At 59.4% G+C, this 20,760-nt stretch carries 26 protein-coding genes; 15 read left to right on the top strand and 11 right to left on the bottom strand.

Translation table 11 applies throughout. The features are described from left to right. Positions 1–5 precede the first annotated feature (5 nt). The 10 genes from GM658_RS15045 (at position 6) to GM658_RS15000 (ending at position 8,153) form a co-directional block, all read left to right on the top strand. Entirely contained in the window at positions 6–893 is an 888-nt protein-coding gene (locus GM658_RS15045; protein WP_155454863.1) for a ParB/RepB/Spo0J family partition protein, read from the top strand. Between the two features lie 261 nt (positions 894–1,154). After that, a complete protein-coding gene (locus GM658_RS15040) occupies positions 1,155–1,523 on the top strand; it encodes an ATP synthase subunit I (protein WP_170298819.1) in 369 nt (122 codons plus the stop codon). A gap of 19 nt (positions 1,524–1,542) precedes the next feature. Continuing rightward, positions 1,543–2,343, top strand: a complete 801-nt coding sequence (gene atpB, locus GM658_RS15035) for a F0F1 ATP synthase subunit A (protein ID WP_155454861.1) — start codon at positions 1,543–1,545, stop codon at positions 2,341–2,343. A gap of 72 nt (positions 2,344–2,415) precedes the next feature. Then, the gene (atpE, locus tag GM658_RS15030; RefSeq protein ID WP_028103378.1) at positions 2,416–2,694 is read left to right on the top strand and encodes a F0F1 ATP synthase subunit C; all 279 of its coding nucleotides are present in this window, start codon (positions 2,416–2,418) and stop codon (positions 2,692–2,694) included. Positions 2,695–2,732: 38 nt separating this feature from the next. Then, entirely contained in the window at positions 2,733–3,203 is a 471-nt protein-coding gene (locus GM658_RS15025) for a F0F1 ATP synthase subunit B (RefSeq protein ID WP_155454860.1), read from the top strand. A 2-nt stretch (positions 3,204–3,205) separates the two neighbouring features. Continuing rightward, the gene (locus GM658_RS15020) at positions 3,206–3,739 is read left to right on the top strand and encodes a F0F1 ATP synthase subunit delta (RefSeq protein WP_155454859.1); all 534 of its coding nucleotides are present in this window, start codon (positions 3,206–3,208) and stop codon (positions 3,737–3,739) included. A gap of 48 nt (positions 3,740–3,787) precedes the next feature. After that, a complete protein-coding gene (gene atpA / locus GM658_RS15015) occupies positions 3,788–5,329 on the top strand; it encodes a F0F1 ATP synthase subunit alpha (RefSeq protein ID WP_155454858.1) in 1,542 nt (513 codons plus the stop codon). Positions 5,330–5,374: 45 nt separating this feature from the next. Beyond that, complete coding sequence (gene atpG / locus GM658_RS15010; protein WP_155454857.1) at positions 5,375–6,247, top strand: F0F1 ATP synthase subunit gamma; 873 nt, start codon at positions 5,375–5,377, stop codon at positions 6,245–6,247. 30 nt (positions 6,248–6,277) lie between these two features. After that, the gene (atpD, locus tag GM658_RS15005) at positions 6,278–7,678 is read left to right on the top strand and encodes a F0F1 ATP synthase subunit beta (protein WP_155454856.1); all 1,401 of its coding nucleotides are present in this window, start codon (positions 6,278–6,280) and stop codon (positions 7,676–7,678) included. A gap of 49 nt (positions 7,679–7,727) precedes the next feature. Next, positions 7,728–8,153: a F0F1 ATP synthase subunit epsilon gene (locus tag GM658_RS15000; protein WP_155454855.1), complete on the top strand. Its 426-nt coding sequence runs from the start codon at positions 7,728–7,730 to the stop codon at positions 8,151–8,153. Here GM658_RS15000 and GM658_RS14995 read toward each other — a convergent pair. Then, positions 8,143–8,982 carry an NAD(P)H-dependent oxidoreductase gene (locus tag GM658_RS14995; RefSeq protein ID WP_155454854.1) on the bottom strand — a complete coding sequence of 280 codons (840 nt, stop codon included), beginning with the start codon at positions 8,980–8,982 and terminating at the stop codon, positions 8,143–8,145. The two genes, GM658_RS15000 and GM658_RS14995, sit on opposite strands and share 11 nt — an antisense overlap. A 98-nt stretch (positions 8,983–9,080) precedes the next feature. On the opposite strand from GM658_RS14995, the gene GM658_RS14990 reads away from it, so the two are divergent. Together GM658_RS14990 and GM658_RS14985 are read left to right on the top strand one after the other, a co-directional pair. Further along, complete coding sequence (locus GM658_RS14990) at positions 9,081–9,983, top strand: LysR family transcriptional regulator (RefSeq protein ID WP_155454853.1); 903 nt, start codon at positions 9,081–9,083, stop codon at positions 9,981–9,983. A 90-nt stretch (positions 9,984–10,073) separates the two neighbouring features. After that, positions 10,074–10,757, top strand: coding sequence for an SDR family NAD(P)-dependent oxidoreductase (locus GM658_RS14985; protein WP_155454852.1), 684 nt, complete (start codon positions 10,074–10,076; stop codon positions 10,755–10,757). On the opposite strand, the gene GM658_RS14980 is transcribed toward GM658_RS14985, so the two are convergent. Next, positions 10,758–11,312: a hypothetical protein gene (locus GM658_RS14980; protein WP_155454851.1), complete on the bottom strand. Its 555-nt coding sequence runs from the start codon at positions 11,310–11,312 to the stop codon at positions 10,758–10,760. A gap of 117 nt (positions 11,313–11,429) precedes the next feature. Here GM658_RS14980 and GM658_RS14975 point away from each other — a divergent pair, with 117 nt between their 5' ends. Continuing rightward, positions 11,430–11,819, top strand: coding sequence for a VOC family protein (locus GM658_RS14975; RefSeq protein WP_155454850.1), 390 nt, complete (start codon positions 11,430–11,432; stop codon positions 11,817–11,819). Here GM658_RS14975 and rsgA read toward each other — a convergent pair. From rsgA to GM658_RS14950, 6 genes are all read right to left on the bottom strand, one after another. After that, the gene (gene rsgA, locus GM658_RS14970; protein ID WP_155454849.1) at positions 11,816–12,829 is read right to left on the bottom strand and encodes a ribosome small subunit-dependent GTPase A; all 1,014 of its coding nucleotides are present in this window, start codon (positions 12,827–12,829) and stop codon (positions 11,816–11,818) included. The genes GM658_RS14975 and rsgA overlap by 4 nt on opposite strands. A 208-nt stretch (positions 12,830–13,037) precedes the next feature. Then, positions 13,038–13,397 (bottom strand): adenosylmethionine decarboxylase, encoded by a 360-nt coding sequence (gene speD / locus GM658_RS14965; RefSeq protein WP_170298818.1) that lies wholly within the window; start codon positions 13,395–13,397, stop codon positions 13,038–13,040. Then, on the bottom strand, positions 13,394–13,570 hold the full coding sequence (locus tag GM658_RS28885; protein ID WP_170298817.1) for a hypothetical protein: 177 nt from the start codon (positions 13,568–13,570) through the stop codon (positions 13,394–13,396). Before GM658_RS28885 ends, speD begins: the two co-directional genes overlap by 4 nt. After that, positions 13,567–15,048, bottom strand: a complete 1,482-nt coding sequence (locus GM658_RS14960; RefSeq protein WP_155454848.1) for a DUF4178 domain-containing protein — start codon at positions 15,046–15,048, stop codon at positions 13,567–13,569. The genes GM658_RS28885 and GM658_RS14960 overlap by 4 nt, the downstream gene beginning before the upstream one ends. A 10-nt stretch (positions 15,049–15,058) precedes the next feature. After that, the gene (locus tag GM658_RS14955; protein WP_155454847.1) at positions 15,059–16,096 is read right to left on the bottom strand and encodes an SPFH domain-containing protein; all 1,038 of its coding nucleotides are present in this window, start codon (positions 16,094–16,096) and stop codon (positions 15,059–15,061) included. A 19-nt stretch (positions 16,097–16,115) separates the two neighbouring features. After that, positions 16,116–16,502 (bottom strand): DUF350 domain-containing protein, encoded by a 387-nt coding sequence (locus GM658_RS14950; RefSeq protein ID WP_170298816.1) that lies wholly within the window; start codon positions 16,500–16,502, stop codon positions 16,116–16,118. 64 nt (positions 16,503–16,566) lie between these two features. Between GM658_RS14950 and GM658_RS14945 the strand changes: the two genes are divergently transcribed. Together GM658_RS14945 and GM658_RS14940 are read left to right on the top strand one after the other, a co-directional pair. Further along, the gene (locus tag GM658_RS14945; protein WP_155454846.1) at positions 16,567–18,078 is read left to right on the top strand and encodes a polyamine aminopropyltransferase; all 1,512 of its coding nucleotides are present in this window, start codon (positions 16,567–16,569) and stop codon (positions 18,076–18,078) included. Then, the gene (locus tag GM658_RS14940) at positions 18,078–19,676 is read left to right on the top strand and encodes an NAD(P)-binding protein (RefSeq protein WP_155454845.1); all 1,599 of its coding nucleotides are present in this window, start codon (positions 18,078–18,080) and stop codon (positions 19,674–19,676) included. Before GM658_RS14945 ends, GM658_RS14940 begins: the two co-directional genes overlap by 1 nt. 7 nt (positions 19,677–19,683) lie before the next feature. Here the strand turns inward: GM658_RS14940 and GM658_RS14935 are convergent, their stop codons facing one another. The 3 genes from GM658_RS14935 to GM658_RS14925 are packed head-to-tail and all read right to left on the bottom strand — an operon-like array spanning position 19,684 to position 20,591. Then, positions 19,684–19,998, bottom strand: coding sequence for a hypothetical protein (locus tag GM658_RS14935; protein ID WP_155454844.1), 315 nt, complete (start codon positions 19,996–19,998; stop codon positions 19,684–19,686). A gap of 47 nt (positions 19,999–20,045) precedes the next feature. Next, on the bottom strand, positions 20,046–20,354 hold the full coding sequence (locus GM658_RS14930) for a hypothetical protein (protein ID WP_155454843.1): 309 nt from the start codon (positions 20,352–20,354) through the stop codon (positions 20,046–20,048). A 51-nt stretch (positions 20,355–20,405) separates the two neighbouring features. Next, positions 20,406–20,591 carry a hypothetical protein gene (locus GM658_RS14925; protein ID WP_155454842.1) on the bottom strand — a complete coding sequence of 62 codons (186 nt, stop codon included), beginning with the start codon at positions 20,589–20,591 and terminating at the stop codon, positions 20,406–20,408. Between the last annotated feature and the right edge of the window lie 169 nt (positions 20,592–20,760).

Below are 20,760 nucleotides of genomic sequence, written 5' to 3'. Positions count from 1 at the left end.
CAACGATGGCAACCAAAAAAATGAAAGGCCTCGGCCGCGGCCTCGACGCGCTGCTCGGCGGTGATGAAGATCCGTCCAACCCAACTTCTCATCCGACACCGTCGGAAATGGCGGTGCAGTTCCTTCAAGCGGGTAAATACCAGCCGCGCACCCAGATGGATGAGGGTGGTTTGGCGGAACTGGCTTCGTCGATCAAGACCCAGGGCATTATCCAGCCGCTGCTGGTTCGCCCGGTTGGCATCGACAAGGGTACCGGCCATGTCAAATACGAGATCATCGCGGGTGAGCGCCGCTTCCGTGCGGCGCAGCTGGCTGGGCTCGAGACTGTGCCTGTCCTGGTGAAGGATGTGGACGACACGACCGCGGCCGCGATGGCGCTGATCGAGAACATCCAGCGCGAAGATCTGAATCCTTTGGAAGAGGCGCAAGGTATTCACCGCCTGATCACAGATTTTTCCTTTACCCATGAACAGGCTGCACAGGCTGTTGGACGGTCGCGCTCGGCAGTTTCCAATTTGTTGCGCTTGCTGAACTTGGCGGAGCCGGTGCAGACGATGCTGATGGCTGGCGATATCGACATGGGGCATGCGCGCGCGCTGTTGGCTGTCGATGCGGCATCACAAATTGCCTTGGCGAATGTTGTTGTAGCGAAACGACTGTCGGTGCGTGAGACGGAAAAACTTGTCCACAACCATATGGAAGAGGCGAAGGCTAAGCCGACGGCTCGGGCGAAAGAAAAATCCGGCGACATCAAGCGGCTGGAAGAGGAGTTGTCCGACACACTGGCAACTTCCGTCGTGTTCAAGATGGGCGCCAAGGGCCGCGGTCAGATGATCATTGATTTCGCTGATCTCGACATTCTAGACGGCGTTATTGCCCGTCTGCGCGGCTAAAACCCGGTAATCCTGGGTCCGACGGGACGGCCATCCGGCAAGGGTCGGACCCTCGACACGCGGCCGCTACCGGTCGGGTCTGACCCTTGGTCAGACCCAGATTTACCGGGTTTCGATTACCCCGCAAGTAATCGCCAAATGCCTACCTTTTCAGCAGAATAAGTTGTTGTTAGAGGGGCGTTTGGCGATGCACCATGTTTGACCTTGGTGATGTAAACAAACTATAATCCCGCGTCTTTGGGTCTAAAGGAAGTGCGGCAAGTGAGTGATTCTTCGAGAAGTATCGCCTGGCCAGTTTTCCGAGTAGTTGCCCTGCAATTAACAATCGCCGTCCTCTTTTCCGCTACCGTGGCGCTTTTCGCCGGGGTGGATAAAGGCTGGTCCGCAGCCATGGGCGGCGGTATGGCAGTGATCGGTAGCTTTGTCTACGCGCTGATGGTCATGCGCGGCACCGATGATGCAAAGAAAGCATTTCGGACGCACTTCCGCGCCGAGATGCTTAAAGTATTTGTAACGGCAGTGCTGTTTATATGTGCACTGGTGCTGTTTAAGTCAGCCGCCTGGTTATGGCTGATCCTAGGATTCGTAGTGGCAACCCTGGCTTACTGGCTGTCGCTGCTCAAGATTTAATCATTAAAAATTCGGACCTATGACTACTGAACACGTTTCGGGTGGACATCACGCCCCGGCTAACGCCACCGAGTATATCCAGCACCACCTTACTCACAACAGCAACGGCACCATCAACCTGGACACCTTCTGGATCTCCCTGATCCTGGGCTTCGTGTTCCTGGGCCTGTTCTACATGGCTTCCCGCCGCGCCACCGCCGGCGTGCCTGGCAAGCTGCAGAATTTCGTTGAGTGGATCATGGAACTGGTCAACGATACCGTCAATTCCGCTTTCCACGCCAAGTCCAAAGTGATCGCCCCCCTGGCCATCACCATCTTCGTCTGGGTCTGGCTGCTGAATGCAATGGACTTCCTGCCGGTCGACCTGCTGCCTAAGCTGTTGAGCTTCGTCGGCGTGAACTACCTGCGCGTTGTTCCTACCGCCGACGTCAACCACACCTTCGGCATGTCGTTCGGCGTGCTGATCTGCATCATCGGCTTCTCGATTTCCGCTAAAGGCCTGGGCGGCTGGGGTAAAGAGCTGTTCACCGCTCCATTCCACGCGCACGGCACCGTCGCCACCATCCTGCTGGCACCTGTGAACTTCATCTTCCAGATGCTGGAACTGTTCGCAAAGCCAATCTCGCTGTCGCTGCGACTGTTCGGCAATATGTACGCCGGCGAGCTGATCTTCATCCTGATCGCGCTGCTGCCATGGTGGGCACAGTGGCTGCTGGGCGGTCCATGGGCAATCTTCCACATTCTGGTTGTGACTCTGCAAGCGTTTGTGTTTATGGCGTTGACGGTTGTGTACCTGGCCCTCGCGGTTGAAAAGCACTAATCAGCAACTTATTCGTAGTATTTGGTTTTAGTTTTTTGGTATTTTCGTTTTTTTTAAATTAGGAGAAATCTAATGCAAGCTCTGATCGCACAAGTACAAAGCATGACCGTTCTGGCCGTAGCAATCATCGTTGGCCTGGGCGCCATCGGCACCGCACTCGGCTTCGCTATCCTGGGCGGCAAGTTCCTGGAAGCTTCGGCACGTCAGCCAGAACTGATGCCACAACTGCAAACCAAACTGTTCGTTATCGCTGGTCTGCTGGACGCGATCTCCATGATCGGCGTTGGTGTTGCTCTGCTGTTCACCTTCAACAACCCATTCGTCACCGCTCTGCTGGCCCACGCTCAGTAATCTTTCTCCCTTTCGGAGAAAATTTTTAGGAGCAAGGTATGGACATCAATATGTCGCTTCTCGGTCAGATGCTCACCTTCGCGGTGCTCGTCTGGGTCTCGATGAAGTTCGTATTCCCAGCGCTGAATGCAGCGCTGGATGAGCGTGCCAAGCGAATTGCAGATGGTCTGGCTGCCGCCGACCAAGGTCAGGCTTCCATGCAAAAGGCTGAAAAAGCCGCTGCTGAAGCCATGACCGCTGCCCGTAACGATGCCTCGTCGCTCGTTGCGGACGCTGAAAAGCGTGCTCAACTGGTCGCAGAAGAAATCAAAGCAAACGCACAAGCCGAAGCTGCCCGTATCGTGGCACAAGCTAAAGCTGAAGCCGAGCAGCAAGTAACCCAGGCCCGCGAAGCACTGCGTGGTCAAGTGGCTGACCTGGCTGTGAAGGGCGCCGAGCAAATCCTGAAGCGCGAAGTCAACGCGTCGGCTCACGCTGACCTGCTGTCTCGCCTGGCTACCGAGCTCTGATTATGGCAGAGCTCGCAACCGTCGCCCGTCCTTACGCGGAAGCCCTCTTCCGCGTAGCCCAGGCTGGCAACCTCGCGCAGTGGTCCGATCTGGTGTCCGAACTGGCCCAGATCGGTTCGCATGAAGAGGTGCTGGCATATGCCCGTAATCCAAAAGTTCTGGATAGCGATGTCATCGCAGCCATCAAGGCCTTGCTGAAATCGCCGCTCAACGCGGAAGCGAACAACTTCCTCTCGATGCTGATCGAAAACGGTCGTATCGCACTGCTGCCGGAAATCGGTGCCCAGTTCGCGCTGCTGAAGAACGCAGCCGAAGGTGCGGCAGACGCCGAAATCACGAGCGCATTCGACATGAGCGAAGCCCAAGTGGCCGAGCTGATCAAGACGCTGGAAAAGAAATTCAGCCGCAAGCTCAAACCATTCGTCACCACCAACCCGGCTCTGATCGGCGGTGTGCGTGTCGTGGTTGGCGACGAAGTGCTGGACACTTCGGTCAGCGCCAAGCTGCAGCAGCTGCGTTCCGCGCTGGTCGCCTGATCGGGCCGCCTTTCGCGACAGCTAGAGAGAAAACATTTAGGAGTTAGTATGCAACTCAACCCATCCGAAATCAGCGAGCTGATCAAGAGCCGGATCCAAGGCATTGACGGCGGCGCTGAAGTGCGCAATCAAGGCACCGTAATTTCCGTAGCAGACGGTATCTGCCGCATCCACGGCCTGTCGGACGTGATGCAAGGTGAGATGCTGGAATTCCCAGGCAACACCTTTGGCCTGGCAATGAACCTGGAGCGCGACTCCGTTGGTGCCGTTATTCTGGGCGCCTACGAGCACATCTCCGAAGGCGACACCGTCAAGTGCACCGGCCGTATTCTGGAAGTTCCAATCGGTCCTGAACTGCGTGGCCGCGTTGTTAACGCCCTGGGCCAGCCGATCGACGGCAAAGGTCCTGTTAACACCACCCTGACCTCGCCAATCGAAAAGATCGCTCCAGGCGTTATCGCCCGTGAGTCCGTCGGCCAGCCTATGCAGACCGGCCTGAAGTCGATCGACGCGATGGTACCAATCGGCCGTGGCCAGCGCGAGCTGATCATTGGCGACCGCCAGACCGGTAAGTCCGCCGTTGCAGTTGATGCCATCATCAACCAAAAAGGCCAGGGCGTTACCTGTATCTACGTTGCTATCGGCCAGAAAGCATCGACCATCAAGAACATCGTGCGTTCCCTGGAACAGCACGGCGCGATGGAGTACACCATTGTTGTCGCCGCTTCCGCTTCGGAATCCGCAGCAATGCAGTACATCTCGGCTTACTCCGGTTGCACCATGGGCGAATACTTCCGCGACCGCGGTGAAGACGCCCTGATCGTGTACGACGACTTGTCCAAGCAAGCAGTTGCCTACCGTCAGATCTCCCTGCTGCTGCGCCGTCCACCTGGCCGCGAAGCATACCCTGGCGACGTGTTCTACCTGCACTCCCGTCTGCTGGAACGCGCAGCCCGCGTGAACGCCGACTACGTCGAAGCCTTCACCAAAGGCGCTGTCAAAGGCAAGACCGGTTCCCTGACCGCACTGCCAATCATCGAAACCCAGGCTGGCGACGTTTCCGCGTTCGTTCCAACCAACGTGATTTCGATTACCGACGGCCAGATCTTCCTGGAAACCTCGCTGTTCAACTCCGGTATCCGTCCTGCGATTAACGCAGGTATCTCGGTGTCCCGCGTTGGTGGCGCTGCACAGACCAAGGTCATCAAGAACCTGTCCGGCGGTATCCGTACCGACTTGGCACAGTACCGTGAACTGGCTGCGTTCGCGCAGTTCGCTTCCGACCTGGACGAATCGACCCGTAAGCAGCTGGACCGCGGTGCCCGCGTGACCGAACTGCTGAAGCAGGCTCAGTACTCGCCACTGTCGATTTCCCTGATGGGCGCTTCCCTGTTCGCAGTGAACAAGGGCTTCCTGGACGACGTCGCTGTCAAGCGCGTGCTGGCTTTCGAAGCCGAACTGCACTCGTTCCTGAAGACCAAGCACTCCGCTCTGCTGGCCAAGATCGAAGAAACCAAGCAACTGGACAAAGACGGCGAAGCTGCGCTGTCGGCCGCCATTGCTGATTTCAAGAAATCCTTCGCAAACTAATACACGGTGGCCCGGCAACGGGCCACCCCGCAAAGGAGAAGGATCATGGCAGTAGGAAAAGAGATACGTGGCAAGATCAAGAGCGTAGAGAATACGAAGAAGATCACCAAGGCGATGGAAATGGTCGCCGCATCGAAAATGCGTAAAGCGCAGGATCGTATGCGCGCCGCCCGTCCCTACAGTGACAAGATTCGTAATATCGCTGCGAACCTGGCGAATGCCAACCCCGAGTACACGCACCCGTTCCTGGCTGAAGCCGGGTCGGAAGCCAAGGCTGTGGGCTTTATCATCGTCACGACCGACAAGGGTCTGTGCGGTGGTATGAACACCAACGTTCTGCGTATGGTGACCAACAAGACCCGCGAGCTGGAAGCTGCAGGCAACAAGATTGAAGCAGTCGCAATTGGTAACAAAGGTTTGGGCTTCCTGAACCGCATCGGTGTACCAGTGGTCGCACAAGCTACCCAGATCGGCGATACGCCGCACCTGGAAAAGCTGATCGGCCCAGTGCAAGTGATGCTGGAGAAATTCCAGGAAGGCAAACTGGACGCCGTTTACCTGTGCTACACCAAGTTCATCAACACGATGAAGCAAGAGCCGATGGTCGAGCAGCTGCTGCCGCTGACCGCGGACAAGATGAAGGCCGATGACAAGTCCCACAACTGGGATTACATCTACGAGCCGGACGCAGCTTCCGTGATCGACGAACTGCTCGAGCGCTACATTGAAGCGCTGGTGTACCAGGCCGTTGCAGAAAACCTGGCGTCCGAGCAATCGGCGCGTATGGTGGCGATGAAGTCCGCATCGGACAACGCCGGCAACGTGATCGGTGAGCTGAAGCTGGTCTACAACAAGACCCGCCAGGCTGCAATTACCAAAGAACTGTCTGAAATCGTCGCCGGTGCGGCAGCGGTTTAAACGAATTTAACTATATTTGAAGGAACGAACATGGCTGATGGCAAAATCGTTCAGTGTATCGGCGCTGTGGTGGACGTTGAGTTCCCACGCAACGCGATGCCTAAGGTTTTTGACGCGCTGAAAATGGAAGGCTCCGAGCTGACCCTGGAAGTGCAACAGCAGTTGGGTGACGGCATTGTCCGTACCATTGCTCTGGGCTCCTCCGACGGTCTGCGTCGCGGCATGACTATCCAGAACACCGGCAAACCAATCATGGTTCCAGTGGGTAAAGCTACCCTGGGCCGTATTATGGACGTGCTGGGCAACCCGATCGACGAATGCGGTCCTGTCTCCCACGAGCAGACTGCTTCGATCCACCGCGTGGCTCCTGCTTACGACGAACTGTCCCCATCCCAAGACCTGCTGGAAACCGGCATCAAGGTGATTGACCTGGTCTGCCCATTCGCTAAGGGTGGTAAGGTTGGTCTGTTCGGCGGTGCAGGTGTGGGCAAGACCGTGAACATGATGGAACTGATCAACAACATCGCTAAAGCGCACTCGGGTCTGTCCGTGTTCGCCGGTGTTGGTGAGCGTACCCGTGAAGGTAACGACTTCTACCACGAAATGGCTGACGCCAAAGTGGTTGACCTGGAAAACCCAGCCAACTCCAAAGTGGCGATGGTTTACGGTCAGATGAACGAACCACCTGGCAACCGTCTGCGCGTGGCGCTGACTGGTCTGACCATCGCTGAATCGTTCCGTGACGAAGGCCGTGACGTTCTGTTCTTCGTGGACAACATCTACCGCTTCACCCTGGCCGGTACCGAAGTTTCCGCACTGCTGGGCCGTATGCCTTCCGCAGTGGGTTACCAGCCTACCCTGGCTGAAGAGATGGGCCGTCTGCAGGAGCGTATTACCTCCACCAAGACCGGTTCGATCACCTCGATCCAGGCCGTCTATGTTCCAGCGGATGACTTGACCGACCCGTCCCCAGCGACCACCTTCGGTCACCTGGACTCGACCGTCGTTCTGTCCCGTGACATCGCTGCTCTGGGTATCTACCCTGCAGTGGACCCACTGGATTCGACCTCCCGCCAGCTGGACCCGCTGGTTGTGGGCGAAGAGCACTACAACACCGCACGTGCCGTACAGGGCACCCTGCAGCGCTACAAAGAACTGCGTGACATTATCGCGATTCTGGGTATGGACGAACTGGCTCCAGAAGACAAGCTGGTCGTTGCTCGCGCACGTAAGATGCAGCGTTTCCTGTCCCAGCCGTTCCACGTTGCTGAAGTGTTTACCGGTTCCCCAGGTAAGTACGTTTCGCTGAAAGACACGATCAAGGGCTTCAAGATGATCGCTTCCGGCGAACTGGACCACCTGCCAGAACAGGCCTTCTACATGGTTGGTACCATCGAAGAAGCCATCGAAAAAGCCAAGAAACTGGGCTAATTTCGGTTGAAGCAGTCCCGCCCCGCGGGACTGCGCACAAAGGATAAACATGGCAAACACTATTCACGTTGATGTGGTTTCGGCCGAAGAGCAGATCTTCTCGGGCGAAGCGACTTTCGTGGCGTTGCCGGGCGAGCAGGGCGAGCTGGGTATCTACCCTAAGCACACCCCGCTGATCACCCGTATCCGTCCAGGCGCGGTGCGCATCCAGGTTCCAGGCCAGGCTGAAGAAGAGTTCGTCTTCGTCGCCGGCGGCCTGCTGGAAGTGCAGCCAAACGCCGTGACGGTCCTGGCTGACACCGCGATCCGTGGTCACGACCTGGATGAAGCCAAAGCTGAAGCTGCCAAGAAACTGGCGGAAGAAAGCCTGGCCAACAAACAGACCGGCATCGACTACGCGAAAGCACAAGCGGAACTGGCAGCGGCTATCGGCCAGCTGGCAGCAATCGCAAAACTGCGCAAGATCAAGGGCTAAGCTCTTCTTCGCGTTGCACTGGAAAGGCAGCTTCGGCTGCCTTTTTCTTTTCGGCCGGCTCATGGTCAATATGCGCCACCAAGCCGCTCAAATGCGGCGCAACGTGGTCGGCCAGCACGTGGCGGTCCGGATAGTCGCCTCCATTCTGGGGACGGAAAGCAAGCGGAGCGTCGTCGAACAGGCGTTCCACGCGGCTGCGCCAAGCTGCTTCGGCTGCTGCCATGCCTTCGGCATCAATACTTCCTGCGCCATAGACCGCGAAGGTGGGCAGCACTTGCATTCCAGGGAAGAACAAGGTGCCGTGCGTGATCGGGAACAGCAGTTGATCCAGCGGTCCATTGATGCCGCGCGCAGAATAGTCCTGCGCAGGTCCGCCGACTGAAACTCCCAGCATGGCCCGCTTTCCGGCAAAGCCGCCTTCGCCGTATCGATAAGTGTTACCGGCGCCCTCGAAACCATACGCCAGGCCGAAGGCCCACACGCGGTCTATCCATCCCTTCATGATGGCTGGCATGCTGAACCACCATAGCGGAAAGACCAGGATCACCGCGTCGGCAGCCAGGATCTTGCGCTGTTCTTCTTCCACATCGGGCGTCTGCAGTCCCTTGGCAAAAGCGTGACCCGATTCGTCAATGAAGGACAGGCGCTCCTGGTTTGCGCGCACGGGGAAGTCCCGACCGTCGAACACAGCCTTCCAGCCCATGCCGTACAGGTCGGACCGCATGACCTCATGGCCTTGGGCCTTCAGCGTTTCGGACGCGATCTCAGCGAGCTGGGATGTAACGGATGTTGGTTCAGGGTGGGCATGAACGATGAGTACTTTCTGCATGGTTTGCCTTTCACAGGTGGAAAGTGGAGATAGCCCACAGTCTGGCTCGCTAGCAGCTATCTGTGAAATAGAAAGAAATTTCCGCTACCATCCATCAAATGGATACCAAGAAGCTCGATCTCAATCTTCTGGTCACGCTGGAAACGCTCCTGGCAGAGCAGAACGTCACGCATGCCGCGGAGCGACTGCACCTTAGCCAGCCAGCGGTCAGCGCGCAATTGAACCGTCTGCGTGAACTGTTCGATGACCCTTTGCTGCTGCCTGCGCAGCGTGGCATGACGCCTACCGCCAAAGCGCTGGAATTGCTCGCCCCGCTGCGCCTGGCTTTGGATCAGGTAAGAAGCACACTGGCCGAGCATCGACACTTCGACCCCGAAAAGGCCAGCTTTACCGTTGCCATTGCCTGTACCGACTATCTCCAGGCAGTTGCGGTTCGTTCGCTGGCGGTGATGCTGCGCGAACGGGCGCCAGAGGCGCGGATCGCCCTTCGCCATCTTGACCCTTCTCAGTTGGAAACCCAAATGGCCAATGGCGAGGTGGATCTGGCGCTCATGACGCCCGAGCATGGCCCAGGCAATTTGCGCTCGCGGCATTTATTCGATGAACGTTATGTGCTCATCGGCCGGTGCGGACATCCGGAGCTGCGTCAGGGCCTGAGCGTTGCGCAGTTCGTGCAACTGGACCACGTCATCGTCTCGCTCCGTGGCGGCGATTTCTCGACACCGGTCGATGATGGACTGGCCGCACTGGGCTATCGTCGTAATGTGGTGATGTCCGCGGCATCATTTCTGGTCGTACCCGAAATTGTCTCGCACTCCGACTTTGTCGCCCTGGTGCCCGAACGACTGATGCGCGATCGCCGCGAAGAATTCAAGATCGTTGAATGTCCTTTCCCTTTGCCGAAGTTTGAAGTGAGCATGCTGTGGCACGAGCGCAATCATGGCCACAGCGGCCAACGTTGGGTGCGCGAGTGCGTAATGGAGTTGGCAGGCAAGTTATAGCTCTGGCGGCCACTGCGGTCCTGCTTGTGCGGTACGGTTATTATCTGGGTTGGTTAAGCACACTCAAAAATTGTCGACCGAAGGAATGTAATGGCCACGATCTTGATCACCGGTGCGGCTGGCGCTCTTGGCAGCGCAGTCGCAAAAGCATTTGACGCCGCCGGCGCCAACACCATACTGGTCGGGCGCGATATCGCGCGGCTTGAAGCCGCCTGTGGAGCGGCCAGCGAACGCCGCATGTTCGCAATCGCCGATTTGCGCGATGCTGCGTCGGTCACTGCCGCAGCCCGGGCAGGGGGCGATCGCTTTGGCCGCATTGACGTCCTGTGCAATATCGCGGGCGGCTTTGCGATGGGTACGCCGGTACATGCGACCAGCGACGCGCAATGGGATGAATTGTTCGACCTGAATGTGCGTAGCCTGCGCAATGCCGTTGCCGCTGTGGTGCCAGGCATGCTGGACGGGCAGGGCGGCAAGGTAGTGAACATCGCCTCCGGCTCCGCGCGCCAGGGCTTGGCCAATATGGGCGCCTACTGCGCCAGCAAGGACGTGGTGATCCGCTTGACCGAATCCATGACCGCCGAACTGCGCGGACAAGGCATTAACGTCAACTGCATCCTGCCGGGCACCATCGACACGCCCGACAATCGGGCCGCAATGCCGAACGCGGACCGCAGCAAGTGGGTCGCGCCCGAGGCGCTGGCTGATGTAATTCTCTACCTTTGCAGCCCCGCCGCCCGCGCCATCCACGGCGCGTCCATTCCCTGCATTTGATCAGTGGCACATGCCGAAAGCTTTTTTGTCCTCAAACCAGCGGTAGGTAAAGGTGCGTGAGACGTAGCGCTTGCCGCCGATGATCACGTCGGGTGGGGTGAGGTCGAAGCGCTTCGGCATCTTGTCCTTGATGACCAGGCGGTAACGGAACTGGGTGTCGTCGCTGGTCGCGACTGCGAACAGTACCAGCGGCACGCCGTTGACGATCTCCACCATCTCGGGCTTTGAATTGGTTGCGCGCTGGTAGACGCTCAGTACAGTGGCGTTCTCGATCAGCGGGCCCTTGGGCTGGGTGACCTGGAAATGGGAGGTGGCGAAATGCACCTGGGTTCCACGCGGCAGCATGTAGTTGACGCCGATCTCCATTCCCCCATCGACCGGCTGCGGCAAGACCGTCGTGGCCGCAACCGTGATCCCGCGCGGCAGTTCGAAAGTGTCTGCGTCGACCGGTGTACTGCAATCGGCTGAAGTCGCCTGGTAAAGTGGGCCGGGAGTATAGGTATCGCCGCAACCGGCGAGGACGAGCAGCAGTGCAAATGGTGCGGCTTTGCGCATGGCGTTGAACCTTTTGTTTTTACACCTGACAGTTTACCTGACCCGCCAGCCGAGTGGTGCGCCGCCGGTAGTTGCGCAGTGCTAGTCTTGAATCAAAAGTTCAGCCGGGAGGCACTCATGATCCACCACCTAGGCATCGTAGTGTCTGACTTTGTGCGCAGCGCGGCACTGTTTGATGCTTGCCTGGCGCCGCTGGGAATTCGCCGCGCGGTAACTGACCTGGACTGGGCCATCTATGCTGCGCCTTCCGGCCACCCCTTCCTTTGGGTGGGTTCTGAAATCCCCAGCTTTTGGGAAAATGGCCATGAGCCGTCGCGCAGCCCCATCCATTTGGCATTCACCGCGCCTGACCGCGAAGCAGTCAACGCTTTCTACCGCGCTGCGATTGACCTGGGAGCCGAAGATAACGGCCCGCCAGGTCCGCGCGTCAGCGATGCAAGCTTTTACAGCGCCTTCATTATTGACCTCGACGGCAACAATATCGAGGCCACCGTGCAAGAATCCTAGCCACGTTTCTGCCGGCTGCGCGCAGCAGCCGACCTCATCAGGGCCTTCCACTTCTGTCGTTCCGCGATGCGCTCCAGTGCAGTTTGCTGGTTGCGATGGACTTCACGCTGCAGCTTATGGAAATTGTGCAAGCGGTCGGGATCGATGTGACCGATGACAGCGCAACCTGGTTCGCCTTGATGGCGGCAGTCGCGGAACTGGCATCCTGCCGCCAGTGATTCGATATCATCGAAGGCCGAAGATAAGGATTCGGGACTTAATGTGCGCAAGCCAGGCGTATCGATAATGCAGGCGCCGGAAGGGCAGATATGCAGGGAGCGGGCCGTGGTGGTATGCCGGCCGCGGCTATCGGTTCGCCTGACACCACTGGTTTCCTGCGCCGCTCCAGTCAGGGCGTTGGTCAAGGTCGACTTGCCTGCGCCGGATGAGCCAAGCAGGCAGATGGTCTGGCCCGCACCGAGCCAGGGCTGCAATTGCGCCACCGATTCGGGGCTGGTGCCATTGATCAGCAGGAATTGCGTGCGGGGTGGAAGCCGTTCGGTCAGCGCAGCCACGCGGCTCGCCACGTCGGTGCAGATATCAGGCTTGCTGAGGATTGCCAAGGGCGTGACCTCGGCCGCCGCAGCCAGCGCCAGATAGCGTTCCATGCGGCGCAAGTTGAAATCGCCGTCCAGGCCCATGACCAGCAGGGCCGTATCGATATTGCTCGCGATTGGCGGTGCATCCGCGCGTGCGAATTGATTTGCCGGGGATAAGCGCTGGCTTATCCACATCTCATTTAAGACATTGGGCTCGGCGATAACCCAGTCGCCGACGCAGAGCGGTGTCTCAGCAAGAAGGCGCGGCAGGGCGCGGGCGTCGAATTCGGTGGAACCGTCATGCAAAGTAATGCGGTCGCGCTGGTATTCGGTGATACGGCAGAGTCGCCCGGCGTCGACGCCGCTCAGCTGCGAAATGATAGTGTTGTTAAGTCCGATATTGCGTAAAGCTTCGAAGTCGAAGTCGATCATGATGAGCATTTTCCATGGGTGAACACGGCCAGCCACGCGCGGCGCGGCAAGCAGGAATAGTCAGGAAATGTCGGCGCCCGGCCGGGCGCTCTAGCTCAGCGTTTGAAGCTCAGGCAGCCGACAGGAGGGCAAGATCAAAGGTACGCATGGCTGTCTCCTGTCAGGTTGGTGGGAAAGTCGCCAGTGTCGCACTGGCCCGGGGGGCAAGTCAATGTGGCGGTTCGCGGTCCACAGTACGTACTTCGGAGCACTCGGGCTGCAAAGCTTCCTCGATGACTTCCAGCGCAAGCTGCGGCTGGGCGGCGCCGCACATGAAGACATCGGCTGCCGCAAAGCCGTGTTCGGGCCAGGTGTGGACTGAAATATGGGATTCCGCCAGCAGCACGACGCCGGTCACGCCAAGACCGGGACCGAAGCTATGGAAGTGGCTGTGCAGCACCTGGGCGCCCGCCGCCGCTGCCGCTTCGCGCAGCAACTGCTCAATCTTTGCGCAGTCGGACAACAGGCCCGGCTCGATGCCGGACATGTCAGCCAGCAGGTGCGTGCCGCTTGGTTGGTGAATGCTCACTTATGGCCTCCTCCGCCGCCACCGCCACTGCCCCAGCCGCCCGCATTGGAAGACCAGCTGCTGCCGCCATAGCCACCGCCGCTTCCCGAGGAAGGGGCGCTGATAAACCTGACCCAGCTGGTGCCGACGCTAAGCATGCTCACCACCAGGGCGTAGCCGAAGAATTTGTTCATTTCTTTTGTTGATCGTCCATTGCGTCCAGCACTAGGGCTGGCAGGTAAAGCGCCAGGCCGGCGAAGATCAGCGTGCCGATGGTGCCGCCAAAGTTGAACAGCAGGGGAATCGCATTCAGCGCCACGATGCCCATGATCCAGTTCTTGGCGGAGCGCTTGTAGCGGTCCTTGCCGGAATCCTCGGCGAGGGCGCTCGCGCGAGGCTCGCCTTTGACTGCGTCGCCAAACCAGGCTTTCAGCTGGTCCCAGGCCACCGGCGTGGAGCGCGACCAGCCAAGTTCTGTGGTGGTCAGTTCCGCCGCCAGCGTCACCTGCTGGCGGCGGTATTCGTAGACGTGGGTATGGTCGCCGACCTGCACCCGCCAGTTGAAGGCGCCGGCCGCATAGGTCACCACTGAGTTGTAGTCATACAGTTTGCTGAAATCCGCCTTGTCAAGCGTGGCTGTCTGGCTTTCGAGCGACTTCGCCTCCGGCCACTGGTCCAGGACGTTGGCGCGCGACCAGCCGTCTTCGGTCTCGACCAGCCAGGTAAAACCGTTGCGGCTGCCGTACAGCAGGTATTCGGTCCAGCTGCTGCCTTCGTCGTCGGCGCGGCGCATCACGCCGATGATGGTGAAGTCCTGGTTACCGAGTTTTCCGCTGGCGCCGAGCGGCAGCGTAAAGCGCTCCCGCTCCTGCTTTTCGCCGATCGCGATGACTTCGGCCTTCGGGCTGGCGGCGTCGATCTGCGTGTGGCAGGACTGGCAAACCAGGCTGCTGGTCAAGCCAGGCAGGTATTTGATCTGGGTACCGCAGTTGGGGCAATCGAGCGCATCGAGCTTGCCCCGGTATCGGCCGGTGGTGCGCTTGATGTCCTCCACGTCGCGCAGCAGCTGGCATTGCATCGCTTCCAGCGTCACGGCGACACCTGTGTACAGCAGCGGCGGGCCTTCGTCGGAATAGTCAATGGTCAGGAATTGCTCGCCGCGCCGGAAGTCGGCCGCTTTGACTTCCCATCCATCGCCGACCTTGAATGGCAATTCACCCTGGCCGCCGATACATTTGGCGGTCCTGACGTCGGCCGACATATAACGCTCGCCGGCAAGCTGGTATGGCTTGCCCGGGCGGAGTTCTTCGAATGCCGGCAGCGCGTTGCCATCCGGCGCACGCAGCGTCGTCACCATGTACTGGCCGGAAGCGTCGCCCAGCCAGCCGGTGGTGGCGTCATCGAAGACGATGTACCACTCGTTCCACATGCCGGCGTCGTACTGCACCTGGATGCGGCCCACCACATTGAAATTGCGGCCGCCCAGCACGCCGCTGGTGCCGACCTGGATCGGGGTGTAGTCTTCCAGTACCGAGGAAATCTTGCCCAGGTCTTTGACTGCGCCGGCTTCCTTCAGTACGCGCGTGTTGCAGTACTCGCACACCGCCATGACGGAGGCGTGCGAGCGGAAGTTGACCTCTGCGCCGCAGCTTGGGCAGGAAACGGTTTGCATGCGGCCTGGCTTATCCGATCAGTTTTTTGAGCAATTCAGCCTTGGTGGAATCGTAATCGTCTTGCGAAATCAGGCCCTTGTCGAGCAAGCCTTTCAGCTTGCCCAGGCGGTCTTCGATCGATTCCTGCGCTGGCGCGGCCGGAGCAGCAGCTGCCGGTGCGGCGCCAGGGTTCAGCGCCTGCCCCATGGCCTGGCCCATGACTTGGCCGACGGTCAGGCCGGCGCCGAGGCCGGCGCCCATGCCAGCCAGCCCGCCTTCGTTACCGGCTGCCAGGGGAATCGATTGCGCCACCTGGTACTTGGTATAGCCGGCCATCTTGTCGGCGCCCAGGCCGCCCTTCATGCCGGCGGAGATACGTTCGTCCAATGCGGCTTGCAGTTCTTCCGGCAGGCTGACGCTGGCGACATTGAATTCATCCAGGCCGATGCCGTAGCGCGCGAACGCGTCGGCCAGGCCGCCTTTGACTTCCTGCGCCATCAGGGCCTGGTTGGCGGCCATGTCGAGGAAGGCGATCTGCGAGGCGCCCAGCGAGTTGGCCATGGAGGCCAGCAGGATGCCGCGCAGCTGGTCTTCCACGTCTTCGCGTGTGTAGGTGTCGCGGGTGCCGCTCAATTCGGTGAAGAACTTGCGCGGGTCGGTCACGCGGTAAGAATACATGCCGAAGGCGCGCACGCGGATCATGTCGAAATCCTTGTCGCGGATCGTGATCGGCTGCGGCGTGCCCCACTTGCGGCCGGTCTGCACGCGGGTGCTGAAGAAATAGACGTCCGACTTGAACGGGGAGGCGAACAGCTTGTCCCAGTTTTTCAGGTTGGTCAGCAGGGGCAGGGTCTGCGTGGTGAGCTTGTGGGTGCCAGGGCCGAATACGTCGGCGATCTGGCCTTCGTTGACGAATACGGCGATCTGCGACTCACGCACGATCAGCACGCCGCCGTTCTGGATCTCGAAGTCCTGCATCGGGTAGCGCCAGGACAGCACGCCTTCCGTCTCTTCGTTCCACTGCAGTACGTCGATAAACTGCTTCTTGATAAAGCTGCCGATACCCATGATGTGACCTCTTTCAGGTTCAGGAAATGCAGGCGGCATTGATGCCGCCGATGGAAAGCGAAATAGTGCCGAGCAGGCCGCCAAAGGCGCTGTTGTCGGCTTCAATCTGGTGTTGCGCCATTTTCAGGCAGCGCGTAGTGACGCCGTAGCCAAGCGCTTGCACCACCATCGCCCCGAAGGCCCAGCCCAGGAACTGCTGCCAGTCGTTGGTATGCAGCAGGCTCGATGCAATGGTCATCGAAAAGCCCAGCATGGCGCCGCCCAGCGATAAGGCTGCAGCGTGGTTGCCCTGCCGGATCAGTTTGACTTCGTCATAAGGCGTCATCCAGGTATAGGCCTGGAAGAAAACGATCAACAACACGGCGGCGAGCGCCAGATGGATCAGATAATTTAGGATGGCGTTCACGTCGATCCCCGGTTAAAGTGACAAGCTTGCTAACAGAGAAACATATTAGAGCATAAGCGCCCAAATGACCAAAAAGATTCTCATTGTTTCAGTCTTCGTCGTCGCGTCATGCGGACTTGCCTATGAATTGATCGCCGGTGCCCTTTCCAGCTACCTCCTGGGCGATTCGGTGCTGCAGTTCTCCACCATTATCGGCTGCTACCTGTTCGCCATGGGCGTGGGCGCGCATTTTTCGAAGTATGTGAAGGACGAGCAGGTGCTGGCGCGCTTCGTCGACATCGAAATGGCGGTGGGCCTGATCGGCGGCTTATCTGCTGCTTTGCTGTTCATGACGTTTGCCTGGGCCTCCGCACCGTTCCGCACCATGCTGTACGTGATGGTCTTCCTGGTCGGGGCCCTGGTCGGCATGGAGATCCCGCTGGTGATGCGCGCATTGAATTCGCGCCAGACGGAGTTCAGTGAGCTGGTGAGCCGGGTGCTGACTTTTGACTACCTCGGCGCACTCGCGGTGTCGCTGCTGTTCCCGCTGGTGCTGGCGCCGCAGCTTGGCCTGGTACGTACGGGATTCCTGTTCGGGATGTTGAATATCGCGGTGGCCCTGTGGACAATTGTCGTTTTTCGCACAGAGCTTGCGAACGTGACGGGGCGTTTGCTGCGCGCCAGTGGCGTGATGCTGGCGCTGGTGATCGGCTTCGGTGCTGCCGACCGCCTGACCAGCTGGGGCGAGCATGGCCTGTTCGGCGACGAGATTGTGTACTCGACCACCACACCGTACCAGCGCCTGGTCATCACCAAATGGAAGGATGACCTGCGCCTTTACATCAACGGCAACCTGCAGTTCTCCTCGCGCGACGAGTACCGGTATCACGAGGCGCTGGTGCATCCGGTGATGGGGGCCCTGCCTTGGGCCAAGCGAGTGCTGATCCTGGGCGGCGGCGACGGGCTGGCGCTGCGCGAAGTCCTGCGTTATCCACAGGTGGAACACGTGACGCTGGTCGACCTGGACCCGGCCATGACTGCTGCCTTCACAAAGCGCGACGAGCTGGTGGCGCTGAACAAGGGATCCTTCCACGACAAGCGCGTGCATGTGGTGAACGCCGATGCGGCGATCTGGCTGCAGCAGAACGCGGACATGTTCGATGCGTCGATTGTCGATTTTCCCGATCCTTCAAGTTTCGCGCTGGGCAAGCTGTATTCGGTGCCGTTCTATGGCATGCTGAAAAAGCATGTTGCAGCCAATGGCCTGGTCGTGATCCAGGCAACGTCGCCTTTCTTCGCGCCGCACGCTTATTGGACGGTGGATGCGACCTTGCGCGACGTGGGCATGCGTACCTGGCCGTATCACCTGTACGTGCCTTCGTTTGGCGAATGGGGCTTCATCATGGCGTCGCCCCAGCTGGATTACCATCCGCCCGAATCGTATCAGTTGCCGATGCGCTTCCTGAATACGGAAACCACGAAGGAGATGTTCACCTTCCCGCCGGATATGAAGCCTCTGCCGATGGCGCCGAACCGGCTCAACACGCAGTCACTGGTGCATGAATTCGAGCAGGACTGGCGCCGGGTGATCCGCTGATGCTGCGCCGTTCGTTCCTGCTCTGGGCGGCGGCCAGCGGCGCAACAGCCGCGGCCAGCGTGGCGGGCTATTTGCGTTGGCAGGAGGTCACGCCGACCGTGTCAGCGCCCGGCCGCGAGGAGGGACACTTCCTGCGCGACCGCAAGCCTTTGCCGCCGCCTTCGCAGACCATGTCGACCGACGTACTGATCCTCGGTTCAGGCATTGCGGCGCTGACGGCGGCGTGGAAGCTGCGCAAGGAAGGGCACGGCGACTTCCTGATGCTTGATGGGCCCGAGCCCTATGGCAATGCGGCTGGTGGACGATTTGGCGACTATGCATTCCCGACCGGCGCGCATTACCTGCCTTTGCCGACGCAGGAATGCTTCCACGTGCGTGAAATCCTGGCCGACCTGGGCGTCATTCAGCGCGGCGCGGATGCGCGCAAGCCTTACTACGACGAGCGTTTTATCCTGCACGGCCCGGAAGAGCGCTTGCTGTTTGAGGGCAAATGGCAGGACGGCGTTCTTCCGCACGAGGGCCTGCCGCATGCCGAGCTGGCGGAGCACAAGCGCTTTTTCGCCCAAGTGGAGGGGCTGCGCAGCGCAGTGGGGGCGGACGGCAAGCGCCGGTTCACTTTCCCCAGCGAGCATTCGTCCAATGACGCCGAAGCAGCGCGCCTGGATGGCATGAGTTTCGCCGCATGGATCGCGCAGAACGGCTACCGGTCGCCTTCCTTGCTGTGGTACCTCGGTTATTGCTGCCGCGACGATTATGGTGCGGGAATTGAAGCCGTATCGGCATGGGCGGGCCTGCATTACTTCTGCGGGCGGGGCGGCGAGGCGGAGAACGCCGAGCAAGGGGCCTGGCTCACATGGCCGGAAGGTCTGCAGGCGCTTGCCAGCGGCATGGAACGGCTGGCGCGGCCAAAACGCCTTGCGGGCAGTGCCGTGAAAGTCCACACACTTGCCAATGGCGGGGTGGAAGTGCTTTGCTTCGCGCTTGAGCGTGGCGTACCGCGCACTTTCACCATCCGCGCGCGGCGGGTCATCTCGGCGATGCCACTCCACGTTGCGGCGAGGGTTGTGGAAAACATCCCGGATGTCCACAGGCAGATTCACGCGCCATGGCTGGTGGCGAATTTCCTGATCAAGCGTTTTCCACAGGAGCTGCCGGAGGCGCCGCTGTCCTGGGATAACGTCGTGCATGGCACAAAAGGCCTGGGCTATGTCGTGTCCACCCACCAGGACATTCGCGTTGCGCCGCCAGAAAAAACTGTCTTCACCAGTTATGTGGCATTGGCGGACCGCGATCCGCGCGAGGCGCGCAAATGGATGATGGCGGCGAGCGGCGACGAGCTGCTGGCGCTGGCCAGCATCGACTTGAAAGCGGCCTATGGCGCGCAGTTCGAGCGTTGTGTGGAGCGCGTCGACATCACGCTGCGCGGACATGCGATGGCGGTACCGGTTCCGGGATTCCGCAGTGAAGTGGGCTTGAAGGCATTACGGGAGATGGATGGGCCGGTGCTGTTTGCCCATTCCGATTTGAGCGGCTTCTCTGTGTTTGAAGAAGCCTCCTGGTGGGGATACCGCGCAGCGCAGCGGGCGCTGCGCGGTTAGCAAGCTATTACTTGGTGGCTGGCGCAGCGGCTGGTGCAGGTGCTGCGGCTTGGGTTTCAGCTGGCTTCTCAGCCTTCTTGTGCGATACCTTGTGAACGGCCTTCTTTTCCACTTTCGGCTCGGCTTTCACTTCGGTCTTGGTGTCGGCCTTCACTTCGGTTTTCGCTGCTACCTTGGCTTCAGCCTTGGCGCTGGTGCTGGAGGCCGCCGCCGCTGCAGCTGGAGCCGCCGCTGGCGCTGGGGTGGCAGGGGCTGCCGGGGTGGTAGCGAAAGCAGCGGTAGCGAACAGGCCGGCGATCAGGGTAGCGATGGTCTTTTTCATGATGTATGTCCTTTTAGAGAGTTGTCGGTTGCGTGATAAATCGGTGATTACTTGGCAGCTGGAGCCGGTGCAGGCGCCGCGGCCGTGGTCGGGGCCGGGCTCGCCTTCACTTCGGTTTTGGTTTCAGCGGACTTTTCCACTTTCTTGTGCGTGCCTTTGTGCTCGGTCTTCTTTTCGACCTTCGCATCAGCTTTCGCTTCTACCTTGGCTTCAGCCTTGGCGCTGGTGCTGGCGGCCGCAGCTGCTGCCGCAGGAGCTGCAGCCGGCGCTGGCGTGGTCACAGGTGCGGCTGGGGTGGTAGCGAATGCAGCGGTAGCGAACAGGCCGGCGATCAGGGTAGCGATGGTTTTTTTCATGATGTGTGTGTCCTTCAGTAAAAGTGTATAAATCGTTTAGCTAATTAGTGATTACTTCTTTTCCGAGGCAGGCTTCTGCGCTTCCTGCTTCACTTCTTGTTTGACTTCAGCTTTAACTTCAGCTTTGACTTCAGCCTTTACTTCCGGGACAGCTGGTGCAGCCGGGGCAGGAGTTTGTTGTGCGAATGCGGCGCTTGCGAACAGACCGACGATCATGGTTGCGATGACTTTTTTCATTTTTAAATCCTCACGGTTAGTTGATCTTTTGTAGCGCACTGTTTCCTGTGTCACTGAGCAAAAAACGGGTTCACTCAGCAGTATGTTGACGGTCATTACAAACCCTTACATTTGTCGCAGATTTACAAAACTTTACGCAGCGCGCATAGAAGCGACATGCCTGCTCCCT

Source organism: Massilia eburnea (genome assembly GCF_009720745.1).
In the GTDB taxonomy this organism is placed as follows: domain Bacteria; phylum Pseudomonadota; class Gammaproteobacteria; order Burkholderiales; family Burkholderiaceae_D; genus Rugamonas; species Rugamonas eburnea.
Note: the sequence above shows the minus strand (reverse complement) of the source record. Positions and strands in the feature narration are given on the sequence as shown.